Source organism: Stenotrophomonas sp. LST15-1-1.1, from assembly GCF_040815575.1.
Taxonomy (GTDB): domain Bacteria; phylum Pseudomonadota; class Gammaproteobacteria; order Xanthomonadales; family Xanthomonadaceae; genus Stenotrophomonas; species Stenotrophomonas lactitubi_B.
Window position 1 is genome coordinate 410,322 of the sequence record NZ_JBFPNJ010000001.1, and the last position, 24,141, is coordinate 434,462.

At 66.3% G+C, this 24,141-nt stretch carries 23 protein-coding genes; 17 read left to right on the plus strand and 6 right to left on the minus strand.

Annotated elements, in window-relative coordinates; all coding sequences use genetic code 11:
- Positions 1–12: 12 nt before the first annotated feature.
- From MRBLST15_RS01915 to MRBLST15_RS01930, 4 genes are all read left to right on the plus strand, one after another.
- Positions 13–1,473 carry a surface lipoprotein assembly modifier gene (locus MRBLST15_RS01915; protein WP_367784937.1) on the plus strand — a complete coding sequence of 487 codons (1,461 nt, stop codon included), beginning with the start codon at positions 13–15 and terminating at the stop codon, positions 1,471–1,473.
- Positions 1,474–1,569: 96 nt separating this feature from the next.
- Entirely contained in the window at positions 1,570–1,911 is a 342-nt protein-coding gene (locus tag MRBLST15_RS01920; RefSeq protein WP_312703983.1) for a type II toxin-antitoxin system prevent-host-death family antitoxin, read from the plus strand.
- A 3-nt stretch (positions 1,912–1,914) separates the two neighbouring features.
- A complete protein-coding gene (locus tag MRBLST15_RS01925; protein ID WP_265952474.1) occupies positions 1,915–2,568 on the plus strand; it encodes a hypothetical protein in 654 nt (217 codons plus the stop codon).
- Positions 2,569–2,603: 35 nt separating this feature from the next.
- The gene (locus tag MRBLST15_RS01930) at positions 2,604–3,236 is read left to right on the plus strand and encodes a hypothetical protein (protein ID WP_312703989.1); all 633 of its coding nucleotides are present in this window, start codon (positions 2,604–2,606) and stop codon (positions 3,234–3,236) included.
- Between the two features lie 47 nt (positions 3,237–3,283).
- On the opposite strand, the gene proP is transcribed toward MRBLST15_RS01930, so the two are convergent.
- Positions 3,284–4,771: a glycine betaine/L-proline transporter ProP gene (gene proP / locus MRBLST15_RS01935; RefSeq protein WP_367784940.1), complete on the minus strand. Its 1,488-nt coding sequence runs from the start codon at positions 4,769–4,771 to the stop codon at positions 3,284–3,286.
- Between the two features lie 597 nt (positions 4,772–5,368).
- Here proP and MRBLST15_RS01940 point away from each other — a divergent pair.
- Both MRBLST15_RS01940 and MRBLST15_RS01945 read left to right on the plus strand, forming a co-directional pair.
- Positions 5,369–5,785, plus strand: a complete 417-nt coding sequence (locus MRBLST15_RS01940; protein WP_089235798.1) for a host attachment protein — start codon at positions 5,369–5,371, stop codon at positions 5,783–5,785.
- Between the two features lie 4 nt (positions 5,786–5,789).
- Positions 5,790–6,113 (plus strand): thioredoxin family protein, encoded by a 324-nt coding sequence (locus MRBLST15_RS01945; RefSeq protein ID WP_265952478.1) that lies wholly within the window; start codon positions 5,790–5,792, stop codon positions 6,111–6,113.
- 98 nt (positions 6,114–6,211) lie between these two features.
- On the opposite strand, the gene MRBLST15_RS01950 is transcribed toward MRBLST15_RS01945, so the two are convergent.
- Together MRBLST15_RS01950 and MRBLST15_RS01955 are read right to left on the minus strand one after the other, a co-directional pair.
- Positions 6,212–6,460 carry a hypothetical protein gene (locus MRBLST15_RS01950; protein WP_099818616.1) on the minus strand — a complete coding sequence of 83 codons (249 nt, stop codon included), beginning with the start codon at positions 6,458–6,460 and terminating at the stop codon, positions 6,212–6,214.
- A 424-nt stretch (positions 6,461–6,884) separates the two neighbouring features.
- Positions 6,885–8,678, minus strand: coding sequence for an autotransporter outer membrane beta-barrel domain-containing protein (locus tag MRBLST15_RS01955; protein WP_367784943.1), 1,794 nt, complete (start codon positions 8,676–8,678; stop codon positions 6,885–6,887).
- Positions 8,679–9,579: 901 nt separating this feature from the next.
- Between MRBLST15_RS01955 and MRBLST15_RS01960 the strand changes: the two genes are divergently transcribed.
- Positions 9,580–11,931, plus strand: a complete 2,352-nt coding sequence (locus MRBLST15_RS01960) for a GH92 family glycosyl hydrolase (RefSeq protein ID WP_312703996.1) — start codon at positions 9,580–9,582, stop codon at positions 11,929–11,931.
- Between the two features lie 114 nt (positions 11,932–12,045).
- Here the strand turns inward: MRBLST15_RS01960 and MRBLST15_RS01965 are convergent, their stop codons facing one another.
- Complete coding sequence (locus MRBLST15_RS01965) at positions 12,046–12,789, minus strand: SDR family oxidoreductase (RefSeq protein ID WP_367784945.1); 744 nt, start codon at positions 12,787–12,789, stop codon at positions 12,046–12,048.
- A gap of 106 nt (positions 12,790–12,895) precedes the next feature.
- Between MRBLST15_RS01965 and MRBLST15_RS01970 the strand changes: the two genes are divergently transcribed.
- Positions 12,896–13,828, plus strand: coding sequence for a LysR family transcriptional regulator (locus MRBLST15_RS01970; protein WP_312703999.1), 933 nt, complete (start codon positions 12,896–12,898; stop codon positions 13,826–13,828).
- On the opposite strand, the gene MRBLST15_RS01975 is transcribed toward MRBLST15_RS01970, so the two are convergent.
- Positions 13,820–14,659, minus strand: coding sequence for a helix-turn-helix transcriptional regulator (locus tag MRBLST15_RS01975; protein WP_367784947.1), 840 nt, complete (start codon positions 14,657–14,659; stop codon positions 13,820–13,822). The two genes, MRBLST15_RS01970 and MRBLST15_RS01975, sit on opposite strands and share 9 nt — an antisense overlap.
- A 123-nt stretch (positions 14,660–14,782) precedes the next feature.
- Between MRBLST15_RS01975 and MRBLST15_RS01980 the strand changes: the two genes are divergently transcribed.
- Complete coding sequence (locus MRBLST15_RS01980) at positions 14,783–16,972, plus strand: TonB-dependent receptor (protein ID WP_367784949.1); 2,190 nt, start codon at positions 14,783–14,785, stop codon at positions 16,970–16,972.
- Positions 16,973–16,979: 7 nt separating this feature from the next.
- Here the strand turns inward: MRBLST15_RS01980 and MRBLST15_RS01985 are convergent, their stop codons facing one another.
- The gene (locus MRBLST15_RS01985) at positions 16,980–17,456 is read right to left on the minus strand and encodes a MerC domain-containing protein (RefSeq protein WP_367784951.1); all 477 of its coding nucleotides are present in this window, start codon (positions 17,454–17,456) and stop codon (positions 16,980–16,982) included.
- 33 nt (positions 17,457–17,489) lie between these two features.
- Here MRBLST15_RS01985 and MRBLST15_RS01990 point away from each other — a divergent pair, with 33 nt between their 5' ends.
- The 8 genes from MRBLST15_RS01990 (at position 17,490) to MRBLST15_RS02025 (ending at position 24,122) form a co-directional block, all read left to right on the plus strand.
- Positions 17,490–18,023, plus strand: coding sequence for a ZrgA family zinc uptake protein (locus MRBLST15_RS01990; RefSeq protein WP_367784953.1), 534 nt, complete (start codon positions 17,490–17,492; stop codon positions 18,021–18,023).
- Positions 18,020–18,715 (plus strand): ATP-binding cassette domain-containing protein, encoded by a 696-nt coding sequence (locus MRBLST15_RS01995; RefSeq protein ID WP_367784955.1) that lies wholly within the window; start codon positions 18,020–18,022, stop codon positions 18,713–18,715. The genes MRBLST15_RS01990 and MRBLST15_RS01995 overlap by 4 nt, the downstream gene beginning before the upstream one ends.
- On the plus strand, positions 18,708–19,961 hold the full coding sequence (locus MRBLST15_RS02000) for an ABC transporter permease (protein WP_367784957.1): 1,254 nt from the start codon (positions 18,708–18,710) through the stop codon (positions 19,959–19,961). Before MRBLST15_RS01995 ends, MRBLST15_RS02000 begins: the two co-directional genes overlap by 8 nt.
- Positions 19,958–20,512 carry a DUF3299 domain-containing protein gene (locus tag MRBLST15_RS02005; RefSeq protein ID WP_367784959.1) on the plus strand — a complete coding sequence of 185 codons (555 nt, stop codon included), beginning with the start codon at positions 19,958–19,960 and terminating at the stop codon, positions 20,510–20,512. The genes MRBLST15_RS02000 and MRBLST15_RS02005 overlap by 4 nt, the downstream gene beginning before the upstream one ends.
- Positions 20,502–21,131 carry a DUF3299 domain-containing protein gene (locus tag MRBLST15_RS02010; RefSeq protein WP_367784961.1) on the plus strand — a complete coding sequence of 210 codons (630 nt, stop codon included), beginning with the start codon at positions 20,502–20,504 and terminating at the stop codon, positions 21,129–21,131. The genes MRBLST15_RS02005 and MRBLST15_RS02010 overlap by 11 nt, the downstream gene beginning before the upstream one ends.
- Positions 21,132–21,177: 46 nt before the next feature.
- Positions 21,178–21,900, plus strand: coding sequence for a hypothetical protein (locus MRBLST15_RS02015; RefSeq protein ID WP_367785525.1), 723 nt, complete (start codon positions 21,178–21,180; stop codon positions 21,898–21,900).
- Positions 21,901–22,023: 123 nt separating this feature from the next.
- Entirely contained in the window at positions 22,024–23,556 is a 1,533-nt protein-coding gene (locus MRBLST15_RS02020) for an MFS transporter (protein ID WP_367784963.1), read from the plus strand.
- 5 nt (positions 23,557–23,561) lie between these two features.
- The gene (locus tag MRBLST15_RS02025; protein ID WP_265952491.1) at positions 23,562–24,122 is read left to right on the plus strand and encodes a TetR/AcrR family transcriptional regulator; all 561 of its coding nucleotides are present in this window, start codon (positions 23,562–23,564) and stop codon (positions 24,120–24,122) included.
- Positions 24,123–24,141 lie beyond the last annotated feature (19 nt).

Below are 24,141 nucleotides of genomic sequence, written 5' to 3' on the forward strand. Positions count from 1 at the left end.
ACCGGATCGAACATGCGCCACCTTCTCTTTCTTGTCGTCCTGCTGCTGGCATGGCCGGTCAATGATGCCCGCGCCCAGCAGGATGATCTGCGCCGTGTGCTCGAACAGGGCAGCGAGCTGCGTCATCAGCAGCAGGACCAGCAACGCCTGCGCCAGGCCGAGCACGAGCGGCCGACCATCACCCTCGACGGCCAGCGGTACCGCGTGGAGCGCACTGTCGACGACCTCGGCCAGGCGCTTTATCTCTCGCTGCAGCATCAGCAATGGCAGGCCGTGGCCGCCTTCCTGGCCGAGTACATCGAACTGCCCGGCCACGATCCGCTGCTGCGCCACTACGCGCAGGGTGCGCTGGCGCGGGTGGCTGGCCAGCACCGCAAGGCGGCCGCCGAATACGAGGCCGTGCTCGCCGCGCAACCCGACTTCCTGCCGGCGCGGCTGGAACTGGCACGTGTCCATGCCGAAGACCAGCGCGACCGCGATGCCATCGCCCTGTTCGAGGCGATCGCAGCCGGCATCGATGGCGACGACCCGGCAACGGCGGGTGTGCGTACGCGGGTGGACGGCTACCTGCAGGCCCTGCATGCGCGTCAGCGCTGGAAGGGTGGGATCGCCGCTGGCCCGGCGTGGAGCGACAACATCAACCGCAGCTCGGCCAGCCGCACCTGCCTGTTCGGTGACGGCACCACCTGCTTCATCGAACGCCGGTTGCCCGATGCACAGGCAGCATTCGGCCTGGACTACGACGCCAGCCTGGAACGGCGCCTGCCGTTGGCCGGCCACCATGGGCTGTACCTGCGCGGGCTGGCGTTCGGCCAGGCGTGGCGCGGGCACAGCGACTACAACGAGCTCAATGCCAGCGTGCAGGCCGGTTACAGCTGGCGCAGCGCACGGCATACCGTGCTGCTGGCGCCCAGCTACGATTACCAGGGGCTGGGCAACCACGCGCTGCAGGGCGGTGCCGGTGTTCATGGCGACTGGCAGTTCGCCGCCGATGCGCGCAGCCTGCTGAAGCTGGAAGCCGACTGGAAACGCCAGCGCTATCGACAGCCGGGGGTGGCCAGCAACTACGACGGTGAACTGGCGGCGATCTATGCCACCTGGTTCCGTGCGCTCAACCCGCGCTGGACGGTGTTCGCCGGGGTCGACCTGAGTGACAGCAGTGCCGCTGATCCCGCCAATGGCTACCGGCAACGCGGCCTGCGCCTGGGCGCCGCACGCCAGTGGAGCGGTACCACGGCCACCGTGTTCGTGTCGCTGCGTGAGCGTGACTACGATGCCTGGAGCCCGTTGCTGGAAGCGCGCCGGCAGGACAGCGAGCAGAACCTGATCGCCATCGTGCGCAGCGAGCGCCTGGCCGTGGCCGGGCTGGTGCCCAGCCTGAGCCTGCGTTACGCGCGCATCGACAGTAACGTGGACTGGCTGTACAGCCACGACCGCAGCCTGCTGAGCCTGAAATGGGAACGGGCGTTCTGAGTCGTCGGCCGGGTCCGGAGAGCGGGAGCGTCCATTTATCCCCAATTTGGCCAAATTGGGTATAGTGGCCTCATATCCTTCCGCTGGAGCCGTGCCATGACCCTCCCGCTCGACCTGCCCGGCCTCGACAAGGCCCCGGCATCCTCGGTCAAGACCCGTGGCTGGCCCAGCCTGATGCGTACCGTGCGCGAGAAGCAGGCGCTGGTCATCACCAACCACAATCACCCCGAAGCGGTGATCGTGGACATCAAGACCTACCAGGAGCTGCTGGCCAGGGCCAGCGGCAGCGACACCGAAGAGCGCAGCGAGGTGCTCTCGCGCCTGCGCAGCGAGTTCGACCAGGCGCTGGCCGGGCTGCAGCAGGGTGAGGGGCTGGGCAAGGTGATGGGCAAGCCGATCCGCCGCGGCCACAAGGTCGCGCTCGGCCGTCCGCTCTGACTCATGGGGCGCATCCTGGCGTTGGCCGGCGTCAACGGCGCCGGCAAGAGTTCGTTGCTCGGTACCTGGCTGGAGGCCGACGGCCTGGGCTGGTACAACCCGGACAGCTTCACCCGACGTCTGGTGGAGGCGGGCTGGCCGTTGGCCGACGCCAACGCTGAAGCGTGGCAGGAGGGCGCACGACGGCTGCGCCAGGCAATCGCCGACGGCAGCGACTTCGCCTTTGAAACCACCCTGGGCGGCAACACCATTCCGCGACTGTTGCGCGAGGCCTGCAACGAGCACGATGTGGCAATCTGGTTCTGCGGGTTGGCCACTGTCGAACTGCATGTGGACCGCGTGGCTGCCCGCGTTGCCGCCGGTGGCCACGACATTCCGCAGGACAAGATCCGCGCACGCTTCGATTCCGCACGCGAAAACCTGTTGGTATTGATGCCGCACCTGGCCGAACTGCATGTGTATGACAACAGCGCGCCAGCAGATCGCCACGGGCATGCTGCCCCCTTGCCGGTGCTGGCACTGGATCGCCAGGGCCTGCAGTATCCGGTGTCGGTGGTGGAGCTGCTGCACACCCCGGACTGGGCCAAGCCCATCGTCATGCGCGCGATGGACCTGCATGCCGACAGCACGCCGCTGGCCGGCCCGCCTGTGCGATGATCCGACTCCGCAGATTCAGTGATCGAGGAACAGGGATGTACGAGCGGAAGCACTGGCAGGCCATCGGCCTGCGCGCGCTGGTGGCGGCCATGGCATTGACGGTGGCGGCGCCGCTGCTGGCACAGGATGCAACGCCGGCTAACGCCAAGGATGAGCCGAAGAACGAGCCGAAGAACGAGCCGATGAGCTACGACAAGGCACGTCGTACCGCCGAGGCGTCCCTGCGGCTGCATCCGGGTACCGACAGCCAGTACGACTACCGTCCGCTGTGGGCCGGCAATGCCGACCTCGATGGCGACGGCCGCCCGGAAATCATCTATCTGTACACCGCGACCCAGACCGGCAGCGCGACGCAGCTCAACGAACTGGTAGTGATGACCCCGCTGGCCGAAGGCGATGCACGGGGTCAGACCGCGTCACCGGGCAAATCCGCCTATGACGACGAAACCTACGCGTTGATCCGCGCGTCCGGCTACGCCGATGACGCTGCCGTGCACATTCCCGGCGAAATGGAAGCGATCACCATGGAGGGCGACCGTATCCGCGTCACCTTCAACAGCACCCGCAATTCAAAGCTGTGCGTGCGTGGCAAGGTGGCCTGCCCGCCGGAAGGGCAGCATGCCTGGGTGTACCGCTGGACCCCGGGCAAGCTGACCCGCGCCGAGTAATCGCATTACCGGCAGCGCCAGGCGATGCCTGGCGCCACCTCAACCACTCAGGCCGGGGTTACCTGTTCCGGCTCGGCTACGTCCGGCAACGGCGGCAGGGCGCGGTCCACTGTCACCGGCGCATCGCTCTTCAGCAGCGCAGCTGCCTCCTTGTTGCAGCCCACGGCCGGCGGCGAACCACGCAGCGGCAGGCCGGCGGTCTCCTTCACGAAGATCATCGTGATCAGGCCGATTACTGCTGCGCCCATCAGGTAGTACGCGGGTACCAGCGGATCGCCGGTGCGCTCCACCAGCCACGCGGTCACCAGCGGCGTGGTGCCACCGAACAGCGAGACCGATACGTTGAACGCAATGGACAGCGCGCTGTAACGCACCGGCGTATAGAACAGTGCCGGCAGCGTGGACGGCATCGAACTGGTGAAGCACACCAGCGCCAGGCCCAGCAGCATCAGCCCAAGGAAGATCAGCCAGTCGTTGCCGCTGCCCACCAGCAGCAGGCTCGGGACCGCCAGCACCAGCAACGCGATGCAGGCGCCGATGATCATCGGGCGCCGGCCCAGCTTGTCGCTGAAAAGGCCACCGACGATGTTCAATGGCATCATCACCAGCATCACGATGATGATCAGCAGCAGGCCCTTGCTCTCCGCATACCCCATGGTCACGCTCAGGTAGCTGGGCATGTAGGTCAGCAGCATGTAATCGGTCACATTGAACACCAGCACCAGACCCATGCACACGATCAACTGCCTGCCGTGCACGCGCAGCAGCTCACCCAGGCCCGGACGCTCGTGGTCACGCTTCTCGGCCTCTTCCGCATAGGCGCGGAAGGCCGGTGTTTCCTCCAGCCGCATGCGCATGTACAGGCCCAGCAGGCCGAGTGGGCCGGCCACCAGGAACGGAATGCGCCAGCCCCAGTCCAGCATCTGCGCGCTGCTCAGCAGCATGTGCAGTGCGGTGACCGTACCGGCACCGGCGATGTAGCCGCCCAGCGTGCCGAACTCCAGCCAGCTGCCCATCAGGCCGCGGTTACGGTCGGTGGAGTACTCGGCGATGAACGTTGCCGCGCCACCATACTCGCCACCGGTGGAAAAGCCCTGCACCACGCGCGCGAGCAGCAGCAGTACCGGTGCCCAGATGCCGATGCGTTCGTAAGAGGGAATCAGGCCGATGGCGAAGGTGCCCAGCGCCATCATGATCATGGTGAAGGCCAGTACCTTCTGGCGCCCATAGCGGTCGCCCAGGGGCCCGAAGACCATGCCGCCCAGCGGGCGTACCAGGAAGGCCACGGTGAACGTGGCGAACGCAGCGATCACCTGCGCGGTGGGGTTGCTGGAGGGGAAGAACACCTGGCCGATGGTCACGGCGAGATAGCCATACACACCGAAGTCGAACCATTCCATCGCGTTGCCCAGTGCAGCGGCGCCCACGGCGCGCTTGAGCATGGGTTTGTCGACAACGGTGATCTCGTCGACCTTCAGATGGCGGCGGCGTTTGAACCAGCCGAAATGGGCATGGGCATCGGAGTTGTCCTGCATGGGGACTCCCTTGGAAGAATGGAAATGGAGATGGAGTGGGCGGTACGGATGTCCCGAAAGTCGGAAACGGCGATGCTGGCGCAGCAGGCGCAGGGGCATCGAATGGAAGGCCCGGAACGGGGCGAAAGGTGTGTGCGATCAAACGCCGCGCACGCGACAAGCAGTGCCCGCTGCCAGAACGCGGGACGACATGCAGGACGGACGGATGGGTCCGATTACGTGTCAGACCGCGTCAGTGCACGTGGGGTGGTGGCAGGCGCAGGGGACAGGCGGGGCAGGGCCCGCAGGCGTCATCCGCCGGGATCCAGCGCGAGGCGATGGAAAGGCGACGGGGATGCAATGATGGAAAGCGAAGCGCCGGTCGGCAGTGCTTCCCGCATGCCAGCAACAGGTGCTGACGCGCAGTGGGTCGTGTCGATCATGCGTTCATGATAACGGTTACAGTGTGAGCGTGCCGAGAATCGCGCCAGCACGAACGCAGCGTTCCATGTTGCCTGTTCATGCAGATGACCCAAGCACATCGAATGAACATGTTGTGCTCACCTCGCTCACGCCATGCCTTTTACGGTGGTCAAGAACCAACGCAAGGAGTAACGCATGACCCGTCGCATTCCCGAAGGCACCCTGGTTATCGTCGCCGATGGTGGCTCGGCCCGCGTGTTCACCAACGTCGGCAGCGAGCAGAAGCTCACCTTGAAGCAGGAAGGCGAGCTGCGCCTGCAGGACATCAGCGAGCAGGGTGTGTCCGGACAGGGGCCGTCGGGCGCAGTGCCCAAGGACATGTCGATCTCGCAGCTCAACGAAGCGACCTTCGCCAAGCAGGTGGCCGAACAGCTCAACGAAGACGCACTCAACAACCGTTACGCGCATCTGGTGCTGATCGCCGATCCCACCACGCTGGGCCGCATCCGTCCGTTGCTGCATAAAGAGACGCAGGCGCGGTTGCTGGTCGATATCGCCAAGGATCTGACCAACGCGCCGCTGGAAGACATCCAGCGCACGCTGCAGGCGTAACGGCATGCCCTTCATGCGTGATCATGTTGCCGCCGAGCCGGCCCGCGCGGAGGTGGATGCGCAGGCTGGTTGGCTGCTGCTGGAATTCGGCGCCCCGTGGTGCGGCCATTGCCAGGCCGCGCAACCGGCGCTGCAGGCCTTCGTGGATGCGCATGATCTGCCGCACTGGAAGATCGAAGACGGCAAGGGCAAACCGCTGGGCCGCTCATTCCAGGTGAAGCTATGGCCGACGGTGATCCTGTTGCATGACGGCAAGGAAGTGGCGCGCGTGGTGCGGCCGGTGGATGCGGCAGATCTGGCCACACTTGAGGGCGCGCTGCCGGATTGAGCGGCTCCTGTAGAGCCGAGCCCATGCTCGGCTTGCTCCGTCACCAACCGTAGTGCTCGATCACACCAGAGTCGAGCATGGGCTCGGCTCTACACGCGTCAATGCAGTGTCACCCGCACATGCTGCTCGCGCAGTTCATGCAGCAACCGCCGACCATGCTGGCTCAGCGCCATCATCGCAACCGTGATCTTCTGCAGGTTGTAGCCCGGGCGCAGATGCGCCTGCGGGTCGGCCGGTTCGTTCTCGCCGATCATCATCGCCATGCCCTCGGCGGTGTTCAGGGCGTGCTCGATGCGGAAGAACAGGGATTCCATTTCCGGGGTCAGGATGGGCGGTTCATGCGACATGCGATGGCTCCTTGAAGGACGTGGCCACCGGAAGGGTGGCGGGCGATGCGGGTTGGAACCCCGGCGCAACTGAAGAAAACCGGATGGCCTTGCGGCCACACGCATCGCCCACCGCAGTTACGACAGGCGAATCTTCAATTGAATTTCGGGGGTTCCAATCCCGGCAGCGGTGTTCGCGCTGCGAGGGCATCCTGCACACGCCAGCCAGCGCAGTTCCAGTAGATTCTTCATGCCGAGATTTCTCCAACTGAAGCGCGGGCATCCGCATGTCGCCCGCGGCCGAACCAATGGCCTGATAGCGACACAACGCGGCGCGACACGCCCGTTTCACAAGGTCGAGGGCGCTCGCGGGTGCAAACGAAAAAAACAGGAAGGGCAGCCCCGAACGCACGCCGGGGCCGCCCTCACAAGGCCAAAAACGCCTTTACCAGCTGTAGCTCACGCCCACCTGCGCACTGGTCTGGTGATAGCCGCTGGCCTTCTGCAGCGACAACCCGCCCCAGGCACCGATGCCGTTGCCGAACTTCACCGACGCACCACCGCTGAACTCACCGCGGTTACGCGGGATGCGCGCATCCACCACCTCATCGTCCATGCGGATCTGCGATTCGCTGCGAGTGTGCAGCCAGTTGGCGGCCAGGTACGGCTGCACCTCGGCGGCACCATTGCCCCAGCGGGTCACGCCGGAAAGACGAACGCCCGCACGCCCAAACATGCCGTTCGCATTCTCGGCAGTCACCACCGTGCCGTTTACTTCGGTGTGGCGGGCGTTGTCCCAACGGTTGTAGCCCACCTGCAGCTGCGGCTCCAGGTAGATGCCGCCGTTGCTGGCGCCACCCACACGGAAGGCGTAGCCGGTTTCCACCGCACCCTGCCAGGCGCGGCTGTCGTAGCGTTCATCGGCCAGGCCGATGCCTACCACGCGGTTGCGGAACTGGGCGCGCTGCAGCGAACCGTCCAGATAGAAGCCCGCATACGGATCGGCACCGTTGCCCGCGCGCAGCGTACCGTACAGGCCGAGGGCCTCGCCCTTCACCTTGCCGCGTGCGTAGTAACCGGTCAGCTCATTGGTGGAGGTGCTGGTGGCATTACCCGTGGACAGCATCACGCCCACGCTGCTGCCCGAATCGTGACGCCACACGTCGGCGCCGACGGTCAGTGCCTGGCTGTTGCCACGAATGTCGAGCTGGCGGCTGATGGCATCAAAGCCGTTGCGCGAGCCGTCCACGCGGGCCCAGGCGCGGCCGGCATTCTGGCCGGCATGGCGGTCGTGGTAGCCCACGCGGAACATGCTCTGCGCTGCCTGCAGGTTGGCCAGATAGGCGCCGGGCTCCGGGCGCAGCACCGGATCCGGATCCGGGCCCGGCAGCGCCGGGTTGCATTCTGGCAGGCTCGGGTCGACCACGCACGGGTCTGGCTGGGTCGGCAGCACCGAGCGCAGGTACCAGTTGCCATCGGCGCCGGTGCCCTTGTGCAGGAAGTACTCGTACTGGCCACCCACGGCGCGACCGGCCAGATTGAACTGGCCGTTGGACGCACCGCCGACCTGGATCAGCTCGATGCCCTTGTCGGTCCGCGCGCCGGCACCGGCGACGTTGTTGACGCGCACGTTGGCCGTGCCGCTGGTGTCGCCGCCGATGATCAGCTTGTCGGTGGCTGCATCATCGCCGGCCAGCACGGTGTTGAACAGGATCGTGCCGTCGTTGCCGGCGAAGTTGCCGGCCACGTTGAGGGTGTGGAAGGCCGAACCGTCGCCGAGGGAGATGGTGCCGTTGCCGAGGTTGAGCGTGCCGACCGAGGAATCTCCGGTCATGTTCCAGGTGGCGGAATCCAGCGCCACACGGGTAACGTTGGTCATCGTGCCGGTGATGCTGGCGTTGTTGGACAGTGAGACGTCCACAGTGCTACCCACTGTGTTGACGATGTTGCCGGTCAGGCGCGAGTCGTCGACATTGAGACCGACCGTGGCGTCCGGCGCCTCGACGAAGAGTAGATTTCCATCCCCGCCGATAAGCTGACTGTTGTTCTGAACCGTAAAGTTGACATTGCTTCGGGGCGCTGTCGGTGTTCGTGACGGAGCGACGTGAATGGCAGCTGCGGATCGGCCCTCCACCTTGGAGTTGTCGATGTTGACGTTGGATGCGCCGTCTACGTCAGTGTCGATTGCGTAGATGCCGTTCTGTGCACCAATAATGTTGCTGCCGTTCTGAATGGACACATCTGCGGTCCCGATCAGAAGCAGTCCATTCCCCGATTGCGTCGGGCTGGCGCTAGCGTTGGCAAGTGCCTCGACTCGTGTTGCATCCAGGACGAGAAGGGCGCGCTGGCCGGGATTGACGGTTGCTACACTGGCGCCAATCCCAAGGCCGACCAGTTCACTTCGGCGAACGGTCGCTGTCGAAGCGGGCCTGCTGATGCCGCCAAAATTGTCGTCAGACAGAGTAAGCGCGCGCCCAAGTGTGTTTTGAATGGTTGAGTCGCTGATGTCGCCATCGCTGTTGTTGAGGACAACGGCGCCCGTTGTCCGTGACGCATTAGTCGTTGCACCTGCCAGTACAAGTCTGGATGCGGATCCAGCGAAGATTTCCGAAGTCCGGCCTCCTGGATTCACAGTTAATGTGGCGCCGCGCAGCGACCAGGCCTCACTTGGGTCGCCGGGTTGAACGGTTGCCGAGTCCCCGGGATTGAGGCTCCCTGCATACGCGGAAGCCGACAGAGCAAGAGAGCAGGCCACAGCCAGCGAAAGGGAACGACGAACAGCGATTTTCATGGCAGAACTCCTGTGGGGGAACAAACGTCCGTAGGGGATCGCATTCACTTCGTCGGTGTGAATCAAACGCGTAGAAGCGGTGATGACGAGGTGAATTGGGCGGGATTTCTCTGAACGCGACTTTGGAAGAGGGGTGTTGGTCACATTCCGACGTCAACTGACGCAGACCGCGTTGCTGCAGTGCATCAGGAACGGGCACAGTCTGGTGATCAGCCGGGTGCGCATCCATGCAAAAAGTTGCAGATGAAACAGGACAACTTTTGTCGCGTTTGGAACCGTTCAGCCGCAGCGCAACATGCGACAGCGCTACCCCGGTGCTAGGATCTGACTACCACCTGAATCGATCCAAATGCCGATGCCCATGTTGGAACGCCGTTTCCTGCTCGCTGTCGCCGCTTCGGCGATGTTCGCCTCCGGCCTGGTTGCGGCGGCCCCGGCCAAGACCGCTGCCGACAAGGCCTATGCCTCGGTCGATCCGTTCATCGGTACCGGCGGCGAGGGTCACACGTACCCTGGTGCGACGGTGCCGTTCGGCATGGTCCAGCTCAGCCCGGATACGCGCATCCAGCCGCGAGAGAAGGCCTACGGCTGGGCGGCGGGCTACCGTTACGACGACAGCAGCATCGTCGGCTTCTCGCATACGCATTTTTCCGGCACCGGCCATTCCGACCTGGGCGACATCCTGCTGATGCCGTTCACCGGCAACCCGGGCCTGGAGCGCGGCGACCCGGAAAAGCCCAGGAGTGGTTACGCCTCGCGCTTCCGCCACGACGACGAGAAAGCCGAGCCGGGCTACTACGCGGTCACCCTGGACGACTACAAGGTGCGCGCCGAGCTGACCACCAGCGCGCGCGTGGGCGTGCATCGCTATGCGTTCCCCAAGGGCACCGAGGCCAAGGTGCTGTTGGACATGCGCACCAGCATGTATGACTACCCTGGCAAGATCCTGTGGTCGCGGGTACGCGTGCGCACCGATGGCACCGTCACCGGTTTCCGCGAGACCCGCGGTTGGGCCGCTGGCCGCCAGCTGTATTTCGCGATGCGTTTCTCGCGGCCGCTGGCCGGCCATGAACTGCACAACACCGAGCAGGACATCGTCTACAAGGGCTTTGCGCCCCCGGGCGAGAAGGACCCGAAGCAGCGGGCGCAGATCGAGGGGCGGCAGCTGGTAGGCACGTTCGACTTCGGCAAGCTGGAGGCACCGCTGGTGGTGAAAGTGGCGATCTCGCCGGTCAGCGAGGCCGGCGCCATCGCCAACCTGGATGCCGAAGTGGCCGACTTCGATTTCGACCGCGTGCGCGTGCAGGCAAAGCAGGAGTGGACGCAGGCGTTGTCGGTGCTGGATATCGACGCGCCGGAGCACGCGCGTCGCAGTGCCTACACCGCGCTGTACCACACCTTGCTTGGGCCGACGCTGTTCATGGATGCCGACGGCCAATATCGCGGCTCTGACAATGCGGTGCATCAGGCCAAGGGCTATACGAACTATTCGACGTTCTCGCTGTGGGATACCTATCGGGCGCTGCATCCGTTGCTGACCCTGGTGCAGCCGGAGAAGCGCAACAGCGATTTCGTCAATTCCATGCTGGCCCATCATGAGCACAGCCCTTACGGCATGTTGCCGGTGTGGTCGTTCCATGGCCTGGAAGACTGGTGCATGATCGGCTACCACGCGGTGCCGGTGATCGCAGACGCCTACGTGAAGGGCATCCGCGGTTTCGATGCGGACAAGGCGCTGAAGGCGATGGTGGAGACCGCCAACTACGGTCCTTACGATGGCATCGCGCAGTATCGTGAGCTGGGCTACGTGCCGATCGACGAAGAAGGTGAGGCGGCCAGCAAGACGCTGGAATACGCCTTCGATGACTGGACCATCGCGCGCATGGCACAGGCGATGGGCAAGGCCGATGTGGCGGCAACCTTCGACAAGCGTGCCGGCAACTGGCGCAATGCCTTCGACAAGGACACCGGCTTCATGCGTGCGCGCAAGCGCGATGGCAGCTTCCGTACGCCGTTCGACCCCAGCGCCAGTGGCTACGGCACCGACTACACCGAAGGCAATGCCTGGCAGTACTCGTGGTACGTGCCGCAGGATGTGGCAGGCCTTGCGGCCGCGCATGGTGGCAGCGACAAGCTGCTGGCGCGCCTGGATGAAGTGTTCAACGCCAAGGTCGATCCGGCCATCTTCGAACACATGGAAGACATCACCGGCCTGATCGGCTGGTATGCGCATGGCAACGAACCCAGCCATCACGTGGCCTACCTGTACTCGTATGCCGGCCAGCCGTGGCGCACGCAGGCACGCCTGAAGCAGATCATGGACACGCAGTATGCCGATCGCCCAGATGGCCTGGCCGGCAATGATGACGTGGGCCAGATGTCGGCGTGGTACGTGTTCACCGCGCTGGGCTTCTACCCGGTGGCGCCGGGCAGCGGAGAGTACATCCTCGGCCGTCCGTTCCTGCCGAAGACCGCAATGCGACTGCCCAACGGCAAGACCTTCACCATCGTGGCCGAAGGCCTGGACGACAAGCACACCTATGTCGGCAGCGTGACCCTCAACGGCAAGCCGTTGCAGCGCACCTTCCTGCGCCACGATGAGATCCTGGCCGGTGGCGAGCTGCACTTCACCATGCAGGCCGAACCGAACAAGGACTGGCCGGGGCAGGGCGCGCAGGCGCCGTATTCGATGTCGCGGTAGCACCCGCGGTAGCGCCGGGCCATGCCCGGCGTTGATGGACGGCGCCAACCAAGGTTGGCGTCTACCGGAACCGCGCACACCGCTGGTAGATGCCAACCTTGGTTGGCATGCGATCTACACCATCCCACCATTGGCCCGCAGCACCTGGCCATTGATCCAGCCGCCATCGGCACCGGCCAGGAACGCCACCGCAGCGGCGATGTCTTCCGGCGTACCCAGCCGCTCCAATGGGTTCATCTTCGCCAGCCGCTCGATCAGCTCCGGCGACTTCCCGTCCAGGAACAGATCGGTGGCGGTCGGCCCCGGTGCCACCGCGTTCACGGTGATGCCGCGCCCACGCAGCTCCTTGCTGAGGATCGCCCCCATCGTCTCCACGGCGGCCTTGCTGGCGGCATACACGCTGTAGCTTTCAAGCTTGATGCCGACCACGCTGGTGGACAGGGTGACGATGCGACCACCGTCGCGCACGCGCCGCGCGGCCTCGCGCAGCACGTTGAATGCGCCCTTGAGGTTGATGCCGATCACGCGGTCGAACAGGGCATCATCGCTGTCGGCCAGCGCGGCCAACTGCAGCACGCCGGCACTGTTGACCACCACGTCGATGCCACCGAAGCGCGCCTCGATCGCGTCGAACAAGGCATGCACGGCCTGCGGGTCGGCCACGTCGGCCCGCAGGGCCACGGCGTGGCCGCCATGGGTGGTCAGTTCGGCAGCCAGTGCCTCGGCCTCGTCGCGGCGGCCGGCATAGTTGATGACCACGGCGTGGCCGTCGGCGGCCAGGCGGCGCGAGATGGCAGCGCCGATGCCACGGGAGCCGCCGGTGACCAGGGCGACAGAGCGGGAAGCGGGGGAGGTCATGGCAGGTTCCAGGGAGTCACGCCGGGATGGCGCAGGGCCATCTTCGTCTCTCCGCCGTCGCGGATAATCATGGATAATCCGGAAACATCATCCGGCCAGCCGAACAATGGATCGATTCACCGCCTTGCGTGCCTTCGTCCGGATCGTCGAGCGCCGCAGCTTCAGCCGCGCCGCCGAAGACCTGGGCCTGCCGCGGGCCACGGTGACCGACGCGATCAAGGCATTGGAGCAGCGCCTGGGCGTGCGCCTGCTGCACCGGACCACGCGCGTGGTGGTGCCGACGCTGGAAGGCGAGGCCTTCTACGGCCGCTGCCTGCGCCTGATCGCGGACATGGACGATGCTGAGGCCGCGTTCCGTGACGTGCCACCGCGCGGGCCGCTGCGCATCGAAGTGCACGGTACGCTGGGGCGTCACCTGCTGTTCCCGCACCTGCCGGATTTCCTGCAGCGTTACCCGGACATCGAACTGGAGGTCAGCGAGGGCGACCGCTATGTCGACCTGCTGCGCGAGGGCGTGGATGCGGCCATCCGCGTGGGCACCCTGGCCGACAGCGATCTGGCCGCGCGGCGCCTGGCGTTGCTGCGCGAGGTCACGGTGGCGTCGCCTGCCTACGTGCAGGCGCACGGGCAGCCGGAAAACATCGCGTCGCTGGCAGCGGGACACCAGATGGTGGGCTACCGCTCCAGTGCCACCGGCCAGCTGATTCCGCTGGAGTTCCAGCAGGGCGGCCAGGTGCGCCATATGCCGTTGCCGGCACGCGTGCGGGTGTCCGGTGCCGACGCCTTCCTGGGTGCCGCGCTGGCCGGGTTGGGCATCATCCAGGCGCCGCGTTACCGGATGGACCCGTACATCGCGCGCGGGCAGTTGCTGGAGCTGTTGCCTGATATGCCACCCACGCCGAGCCCGGTCAGCCTGGTCTATCCGCGCAACCGCACGCCGTCGCCACGGTTACGGGTATTCATCGATTGGGTGGCGGGTGTGTTCGAGCCGGAGCGCGCGCACGGCGGCCCATCCACGCATGGCGTGGATCTACGGTAGCCATGCTGACGGGAGGGTGCCGACAACGCGGCGGAAGGCAGCGCTGAACTTGCTGGGGTTGGCGTAGCCGCAGGCCATGGCCACCTCGGTCACGCTGAGGCCGCCCTGCAGCGCCTGCTGCGCCCAGTGCATGCGGCGCTGGGTCAGGTAGGCATAAGGTGGCATGCCGGTGGCGGCGCGCAGCGCGCGGCTGAAGGTGGTGGGTTCCATGCCGAGTACGCCGGCCAGCGCTGCGACATCCAGCGGCTGCGAACGGTGTTCATCGATGAAGTCCTGCAAATGGCGCAGTTGCCGCGATGACAGCGGTGCGGCCATGCGTGGCTGGGCGTGCGGTTGGCCGGCAAGCTGGGCCAATCGCCGCACCACCACTTCTGCACCGTACTGCAGGAACCCGGGCAGGCAGGCGTCAACCTGCGCGCTGGACCATAGCGCGTGCAGTACGGAGGCGATGACCGGGTCGCGATGCAGTCGCAGGGAAAGGGAAGGAATGTCCGGGAAGCCGCCAGGCGCATCGCGCCACTGCGCGGTATCGATGGCCATTCCGAGCAGCTCCACCGAAGGGCTGGCGTAGTGTCCATGATCGCCAGGCAGTACCACGTTGAACTGGCCCGGATGCCATGGTGCCTGCAATACCCCGGCAGTGGTGCGTTGGTACAGGTAGCCGCCACCGGCCAGCAGCAGGCCCAGCCGCAGCTGGTGCGGGTGCCCCATGGGGCCTTCGCTGGCCCGGAAGCCATGGCGCAGCAGAACGACCGAGCCATCCTCGCTGGTCACGGTTCCCTCCATGGGCTGGGCGGCTTCCCGGTGCAGCTGGTCGGCGAGGGCGGGCATGGCGGGTCCAGGAATGGAGCAGCGCTGACTGCAATGGAGTGGCGGCGAGCGTCGAATGTTACAGGATAACAGTTTGCGCCAGCCGGCCCGCCAGGCGCGTTTCCGTTCCTCATGAGGTTGCCCTTGAAAGTCCCCGTTTCCTCCGTTGCCCTCGTCGCAGCGTCGTTGCTCGTTCCTGTTCTTCCCGCCCACGCGCAGTCCGCCGATGCCACCACCCTTGACGGCGTGGTGGTCACCGGCTCCAAGCGCGATACGCCCTACCTGAAGAGTGACCTGTCGGTGACCGTGCTTGACCGGCAGGCGCTGAAAGAAGCCGGTGTCACCGAGTTCCGTGACCTGGACAAGCTGGCCCCCAATGTGAAGTTCAACGTGATGGGCCAGCTGAGCAACATGTTCATTTCCATCCGCGGCATCGAATCCAATCCTTTCCTGGTCAACCGCGCGTCGGTCTACATCGATGGCATTCCGTTCCGCGAGCTGAGCAACGCGGTGCTCAACCAGGTGGAATCGGTCGAGGTGCTGCGGGGGCCGCAGGGAACCCTGTACGGCGCCAACAGCGAGTCGGGGCTGGTGCTGGTGCGCACGCGCGGCCCGGCCGATACCCGCGAGGGCGAGGTGAACGTGCGCAGCACCTGGTTCGGCAACGGCAACGGCACGGCCGTGGATGGCTTCCTGGCAGGCCCGCTGAGCAAGGACGGCACGCTGTCGGGCTCGGTGGCGTTCATGGGGTCCGATGAGGATGCCCACCTGAAGAACCTGACCCCTTACGGCGCGCGCGGCGAAGTGAAAGAGGGCTACCTGCAGGGCAAGCTGCGCTGGCGGCCCAGCGATTACGTGACCGTCAACGCTTTGGCCTATCACCTGCGCACGCGCGCACCAGGCATGTTCGAGTACGAGTACCTGCCGCTGGATACCGGCCTGTACAACCGCACCTATGGCGACCGCCTCAATGGTGGCCGCCATGCAGGTGATTTCACCTACATCAACGATGCGCCCAAGCGCACCGAAAAGGACGAGACCGTTGCCGGCCTCAGCGCGCAGTGGCAACTGCAGTCAGGCACCCTGGATGTTGCCGCCTCGTACCGCAGCGAAGAAACCACCTCGGCTGGCTATGACTTCGACATGACCGCCAGCTCCGCGTTGGCCGGCTACATCTACGACAAGAAGAATGCATGGAATGCCGAGGCGCGCTTCAGCTCGCCCAGCGACCAGGCGCTGACCTGGATGGCCGGTGTATCGACCTATCGCATCGACAAGGATTCGATCCAGGGCACTTTCGTCGGCCCGGCGCTGCGCGGGCTGGACAGTTACAACCTGGCGCCGCGGCAGACCTCCAAGGGGGAGGACTACAGTGTGTTCGCCACCGCCAGCTACACGTTGCCGGCGTTGCCGAAGCTGACCGCCAGCCTCGGCATCCGCCACGAGCAGGCCCGCCGCTCCACCGAACAGCGGGCCGGATTCCTCGACCTGGGTGCCGGGGGCCTGGTGCGCTACCGCGACGCAGCCCTGGCGCATACGTTCTCGGCCACGTTGCCGCGCGTCTCGTTGCGCTATGACGCCAGCGATGATCTGTCGTTCTATGCGGCCTCGGCCAAGGGCTACATCCCCGGTGGCTTCAACCTGGCCGCCGCGCAGAGCGATGTGATCAACGACAAGGTGCTGCGCTACGAATCCGAACGCATGTGGAGCCATGAAGTGGGCTTCAAGATGAACCTGGCGGGCGGCCGTGGCCATATCGGCGGCGCGCTGTTCCATATCAGCTCGGACAACTGGCAGGAAATCCAGGTGGCCACCGATGCCAACGGCCGGCCGATCTCCTCCGACTACGTGGGATCGGATGCCTCGATACGGTCGCGTGGTGCAGAGCTGGAAGGCGTTTTTGAAGTCGCGCCGGGGTTCACGGTGATGGCCAATGTCGGCTATGTCGATGCGACGTACACCAAACTGTGGGTCAGCCCGCAGGAGAACTTGCACGGCAAGCGGGTCAAGCTGACGCCGCACTACACCGGCTACCTGGCCGCGCGGTATCAGTTCGACTCCGGCATCTACGCCCGTGTGGAATCGCAGTTCACCGGTTCCAGCGCGCTGGACGAGCGCAACCGCGCGTTCCAGCCGGCCGTGGCCGTGCTGGGCGTGCAGTTGGGCTACGAGCGGGGCCCGTGGAGTACGCGCGTGTTCGTGCAGAACCTGACCGACAAGCGCCGCATCAACGGGCTGATCTTCGACAACCTGGCCTTCGGCCGCGATGGCAACTACTACGGGCCGGTGGACAGCCCGCGCATTGTCGGCGCCGAGGTCGGCTACCGGTTCTGAAGGGTCATCAGCCGGCGGACCGCAGGGCCCGCCGGTTGCGCAGATGTGCGACGGCCAGCATCACCCCGCCGCAGGCGGTGGCAACGCCATGCCAGAGCAGCGATTCCTTCAACGGCAGGTACAGCGAAGCGGACAGCAGCAGGATCGCGCCTGCAAGGGCCACGCACAGCGGCAGTGCCCGCCGATGGCGGCGCCGGCCAGCGGTGGTGCTGAGCAGAGCGATCGATGAGGCGAGTAGCGCGAACAGCCATTCCCAGCGCGACATCACCAGCAGCGCGGTCATCGTCGCGTGGCCAGGGTGCTGGAACGAGCGCAGCGCCATCATCGCCGCGGGCGTGAAGGCCAGCAGCAAGGGCAGGGCCACGCAATGCGCGGCACAGGCCAGCGACAGCCAGGCGCCTGCAAGATCGAAGCGGGGATGCCAGCGTGCCGAAGCTGGCGGCTGGGTGCGGGCCCTTGCGGGCGAGGTCGGGATGTGGTCCATAATGTTACATAGTAACAATTCGGAGCTGCCCCCATGAAACGTTCTGCTGTCCTTCTATTGCTGCTTGCTGCCCATTCTGCGAACGCCCACGACGTGCGCCATCACGATGCGCATGTGCATGGCCAGGCCGATGTCGATCTGGCCGTGGACCAGGGAACGCTGGAGCTGGCACTGCGTGCGCCGGGCATCGGCATCCTCGATTTCGAACGACCACCTGCCGACAGCCGCGAACAGGGCGCACTGGCGCGGGCGCGATCGATCCTGCAAAGCGGCAGCTGGGTCACGTTGCCGAGCGCTGCTCAGTGCCGGCTGGACCATGCCGAGGCGACTGCGAAGGGCTTTGCGCCAGTAGTAGTGGCAACGCAGCCTGGCCAGCACACGCACGCCGGATTCACCGCAGCACTGCGTTACCACTGCGCCAACCCAGCGGCATTGCGTGGGCTGGCATTGCCGCTGCCGACGCTGTTTCCAGGTCTGCATGAGGTGATCGTCAATACCGCGACGTCGACCGGGCAAGGCCGCAGCGTGGTGACCGCCGACAGCCTGCGGGTGCCGCTGGCGCCATGAACGAGGCCGCCATCATCGACCTGCAGGGCGTGCAGTTCGGCTACGCAGACCGAGCAGTGCTGGACATCGCACAGCTGCAGGTGAGCGCGGGCAGCAGCGTGCTGCTGCGCGGCACCAGCGGCTCGGGCAAGAGCACGCTGCTGGGCCTGCTGGCAGGCATCCTGCTGCCGGGTCGCGGCAGTATCCGTGTCGCCGGCCACGCGGTGAACACGCTCGGTGCCGCCGCGCGCGATCGTTTCCGCGCCGACCAGTTGGGCGTGATCTTCCAGCAGTTCAACCTGCTGCCTTTCCTGAGCGTACGCAACAACATCGCCCTTGGCGTGCGCTTCTCGCCGTTGCGCAATGCGCGCATCGAAGGTGGGCTGGATGCCGAGATCGCCCGCCTGCTGCGCGCGCTGCAGCTGGACCCGGCACTGATGCCGCGTGCGGCGGGCACGCTCAGCGTTGGCCAGCAGCAGCGCGTTGCCGCTGCCCGTGCCTTGATCGGCCGCCCAGCAGTACTGCTGGCCGACGAACCGACTTCGGCGCTGGACCCCGACGCGGCCACGGCCTTCCTGCAGCTGATGTCCGCGCAGTGCCGCGCCGCCGGCACCACCGCGCTGGTGGTCAGCCACGATGACCACCTGCAGCCGTTGTTCGACCAGGTGCTGTCGCTGGGTGATCTGAACCGGGCAGGGGGTGTACATGTTTGAGTTGGCCTGGGCCAGCCTGCGCAGCCGCGCCCTGAGCGTGAGCCTGACCGTGCTGGTCATCACTCTGAGCGTGGTCCTGCTGCTGGGGGTGGAGCGCATCCGCACGCAGGCCCACGAGGGCTTTGCCAGCACCGTCTCGGGCACGGACCTGATCGTCGGCGCGCGCTCGGGGCCGGTGAACCTGCTGCTGTACTCGGTGTTCCATATCGGCGACCCGACCAACAACGTGTCCTGGCAGTCCTACCAGGAACTGTCCGCGCTGCCGCAGGTGAAATGGGCAGTGCCGCTGTCATTGGGTGACTCCTGGCGTGGCTATCGGGTGATCGGCACCACCGCCGGCTACTTCGAACATTACCGGCATGGCGCAGGGCATCCGCTGGCGTTCGCACAGGGCAGGCCGTTCGACGACCTGTATGACGCGGTGGTTGGTGCTGAAGTGGCACAGGCGGCGCACATCGGCGTGGGCGCTGACATCGTGCTGGCCCATGGCACTGGTGCGGTAACGCTGGCCACGCATGCCGACAAGCCGTTCCGCGTGGTCGGCATCCTGCAGCGGACCGGCACGCCGGTGGATTCTTCCGTGCTGGTGTCACTGCCGGCGATCGAGGCGATCCATGTCGACTGGCGCTCCGGCGTGCAGCTTCGCAGCCAGCATGTCAGCGCCGAACAGGCACGCCAGCTCGACCTGACCCCGACCAGCATCACCGCCTTCATGCTCGGCCTGAACTCGCGCATCGCCACGTTCGGCGTGCAGCGCAGCATCAACGAGTATCCAGACGAAGCGCTGCAGGCGATCCTGCCCGGCGTGACCCTGCAGCAGCTGTGGCAGTCGCTGGGCACCGCTGAGCGCGCGCTGCAGTTGATCAGTGCGATGGTGGTGCTGCTGGGCATGGTTTCGCTGATGGCGCTGCTGGTAGCGACGCTGCAGGAGCGCCGTCGCGAGATGGCGGTGCTGCGTGCTACCGGTGCGCGTCCAGCCTATGTGGCCTGCCTGCTGGTGGTTGAAGCCGTGGCCACCGCAGCGATGGCCTGTGCGTTGGCGCTGGCGGTGCTGACCTGCGCCAGCGTGGTGGGGCGCAGCTGGGCGCTGGCCAATTTCGGTCTGTCGATCACCCACGTCTGGCCGGACGCGCGCGAACTGGCCTGGGTAGGGGGCGTGCTGCTGATCAGCGCGGTCGCAGGCCTGCTGCCTGCGCTGCTGGCCTACCGGCGCACCCTGGCCGATGGCCTGGCGCCTGCGTCATGAGCACGGGCGTCCGCGTGTTGCTGCTGGCTGCGGCCATGCTGCTGGTCGCCTGCACGCGGCCGACCGATACCGGCTTGCAGGCACTGCCGCCGTCGCCGGTGCAGGACAGTGCCCGCACCGAAAGCGAGCAGGAACTGGACTGGTTGCAGATGCTGCCGGGCGATGAACTGGCCGCACTGGAGCGCGGCGAGGGGCCGGAGGTGCAGCACAGCGGCAACCGGCGCATGGCCCAGTTCGGTACCTTCCGTACCGTGGACGCGGTACTGGATCGCGCGGTGCGGCTGCCGGGCTATGTCGTGCCTTTGGCCAATGCCGCAGATGGTCGACTGCTCGAATTCCTGTTCGTGCCGTACTACGGCGCGTGCATCCACGTGCCACCACCGCCACCGAACCAGATCGTGCACGTGGTGCTGCCGCGGCCGATCGCCATGCCCGACATGTACTCGCCGTTCTTCCTGGCCGGCGTGTTGCGCGCCGAGCGGGTGGACGATGATCTTGCAGGTTCGGCCTACAGCATGGCCGACGCCGAATTGAGGCCTTATGAACCGTAGCGCGAAGGTGCTTGCCGTTCTGCTTCCCGGTGTACTGCTGACCAGCTGTGGCCGGCCCGCCGTGGAGGCTCCGCAGCCACAGGCCAGCAGCGCTGCCGCTTCGCCAGCGGCGCCGTCTGCAGTGATCGACCGCTGGGACGCGCTGATGCCTGGAGAGGACAGCTTCCAGCGTCCACCGCCGCAGATCGGGCTGTCGCGTGGCAACGGCATGGATGGGGTAGGCGGATTGATCGACGACACCGGTTCGGGCTCGCTGCCCGGGCAGGCCATCGATCATTCCAGCCCTCTGCGCGCGCAGCAGTTCGGTTCGTCGGCGGTGGTCGATGGCGTGGATGGACGGGCGCTGGACCTGGATGGCTATGTGGTGCCACTGGCGATGAACGATGCGGGGCAGGTGGACGAACTGCTGTTCGTGCCGTTCTATGGCGCGTGCATCCACGTACCGCCGCCACCGCCGAACCAGATCATCCATGTAACCCTGGCCACCCCGATCACGATGGGCGCGTTGTGGGACCCCTATCGGCTGTCAGGGCGCCTGCAGGTGAAGCACTTCGAGGCGGATATCGCCAGCGCGTCCTATGACGCCGCTGCGGCAACGCTTTCCGCGATCACCCGATGACGAGCACCCGATGACGAAGCTCCGCGCACGCACCGTCGCGCTGCTGATGCTGGTGCTGCTGCTGGCAGGGACCGGCGTGGCGCTGTTGTGGAATGCAACGCACGCGCCCTCGCCACCGGCAGTGGCATTCCCTGCACCGGCGGCGGAAGCGCAGGCACGCATCGAACATCACATGGCTGCCGACAAAGCCTTTCGTGACGACCTGCTGTTCCTGCTGGTGGCGACGCTGCGCGATCGCTGCGAACCGGCGCAGGCGGGAGTGCTGGCACGCATGGCCAACCGTGCGTCGCTGCCGGTGCTGGCGGCGGTGAGCACCGTGACCACGCAGGATGCGAGCCTGGACCGACCGATCTACCAGTACATCCAGCACCGCGCCGACGCCACCGGCTGCGGCCAGCCACTGCGCCTGCCGGCAGGCGATGGCGGCAGCATCGAGGTGGATATCGAACAGTACGCACGCACCTTCCCGGACAGCTACTTCGACCCGCAGCGCAGCAGTGCGCCGCGTGACTTCGGCGGGCGCCCGCTGCCAGAGCGCGCCGGCAACGCCTGCAACAGCGTGGTGTATTCGGTGCTGCCGCTGGGAGGGGTGGATTGGCGCTGCAGCACGCTGCGCAGCAACGCCCGTGCGCGGGTGCGTGCGCTGTGCGAAGACGAGATGCAGCGGCAACACGGCCATCTGCGTGGCGAGCTGGATGCCGAAGTAGGCCAGGGCATGCAGGACCCGATAGTGCAGGCGGTCGCTGCATTGCCCGCGGAGTGCAGGTAAGCCCGGGCCTTGGCGCACCAGGCATGGCGCCTCCCGGAAGCTGAATGGCGTTCGCTGGGATATCCATAACTATACAGGACGTCCTGTATAGTTATGGGCATACTCCTTCCCCTCCAGGTTCCCATGGCTCTCTCCCAGCCCTTGGACGGTGCTCCGTCCCTGTCGCGCGCCCGACGCTGGTCGCTGCTGTTCACCGTCGCCGCCGGCCTGCTGCTGGTCACGTTGGACAACTCGGTGCTGTATACCGCGCTGCCGACCCTGACCGAGGAGCTGTCGGCCAGTGCCGGGCAGGCGCTGTGGATCATCAACGCCTACCCGCTGGTGATGGCCGGCCTGCTGCTGGGGGCGGGCACCCTGGGCGACCGCCTCGGCCACCGCCGGATGTTCCTGGTCGGGCTGGTGGTGTTCGGCATCGCCTCGTTGGCAGCGGCGTTCTCCGCAACCGCAGGGCAGCTGATCGCGGCGCGTGCATTCCTCGCCGTGGGTGCGGCGGCGATGATGCCGGCCACGTTGGCCTTGATCGGGCTCAGCTTCCATGAAGAGCGCGAGCGCAACATCGCCATCGCGATCTGGGGCTCGGTGGCCATCGTCGGTGCGGCACTGGGGCCGATCATCGGTGGCTGGCTGCTGCAGCACTTCTGGTGGGGCTCGGTGTTCCTGATCAACGTGCCGGTGGTGGTGGTCGCCTTCATCGCGACCCTGGTGCTGGCACCGGAAGGGCAGCGCGACAGCACGCGGTCGTGGGACCTGCTGTCCTCGTTGCTGGCCCTGGCCGCGCTGTCGGGTCTGGTATTGGCGATCAAGTCGCTGATCGCCACCCCGCCTTCGTACGGTGTGGGCGCTGTCTCGCTGCTGCTGGCGCTCATCGCCGGCTTCGCCTTCAGCCGCCGCCAGCAGCAGTTGCCTTATCCGCTGCTGGATTTCGCCATCTTCCGCAACCCGGCCTTCCTTGCCGGCACCCTCTCGGCAGTGTTCACCCTGTTTGCGATGGCCGGGCTGCAGCTGCTCACCACCCAGCGTTTCCAGCTGGTGGCCGGCCTCAGCCCGTTGCAGGCCGGCCTGCTGGTATCGGTGGCGGCGCTGGGCAGCCTGCCCAGCGCGTTGCTGGGCGGCAGCGTGCTGCATCGCGTCGGCCTGCGCCCGCTGATCTGCGGCGGCCTTGCGGCTGGTGCGGTCGGTGTGGGCGTGGTGGCGCTGGGCTTCCCGCACGGCCTGGGCTGGGTGGTGGCCGGCATGGCGATCACCGGCTTCGGCATGGGCGCTGCGATCTCGGTAGCGTCCACCGCCATCCTCAACAACGTACCGCCGCATCGTGCGGGCATGGCCTCGTCGGTGGAGGAGGTGTCCTACGAGTTCGGTGGCCTGCTGGCGGTCGCGCTGCTGGGCAGCCTGAGCGCCGCGATGTACGGCGCGTTCCTGCCGGAGTCGGCGGGTATTCCCGCGGCCGCGCGCGAGGGGTTCACCCAGGCGTTGCACGTGGCGCGTGACACGGGGCAGGGTGAGTGGTTCGCCCTGGCCACTGCGGCCTACGATCGCGGTTACCAGATCGTGCTGCTGGTGATCAGCGCGGTGCTGGCGGCCGGCGCGGTGATCATCGCGCGCCTGCTGCGTGGACGTGCTGGCGGCCGCGACGGCGCTTCCGATCGCGTAAAATAACGGCAATGAGAACCAGCAAGCGCGAGCGCATCCTCGACGCCGCCGTCAGCGTGATCAACCGCGACGGCGTGCGTGCGGTCACCTTTGAATCGGTGGCGGCCGAGGCGCAGTTGACCCGTGGCGGCCTGCTGTACCACTTCCCGTCGCGCGAAGCGTTGCTGCGCGGCATCGACGAGCACCTGGTGCAGAGCTGGGAAGCATCGATGGAGGCGCTGCTGGGCAAATCGGCTGGCGAGGCCACTGCGCTGGAGCGCTACCAGACGTTCGTGCGGGTTTCGGCGCAGAGTGCCACCCGTGCCGAGCTGATGTTCATGCTCGACTCGGTGGACCCCGAGTTTCCCAGTGATCGGCCGTGGGCACCGGTAGTGCAGCGCTGGGCACCATCGCCACCGGCCGCCGGCAGTGACGACCCTGCGGCGCTGGACAATTTCGTGGCGCGGCTGGCCGCCGACGGCCTGTGGATCTACGAGGCCATGTACGAAGGCCAGCTGGACGAGAACGTGCGCGCGCAGCTGACCGAGCGGATCGGCGGGCTGCTCTCTCCCGAACGGCCCCGGAAGGTGTAGCACCCAGTCCATCCGCTGA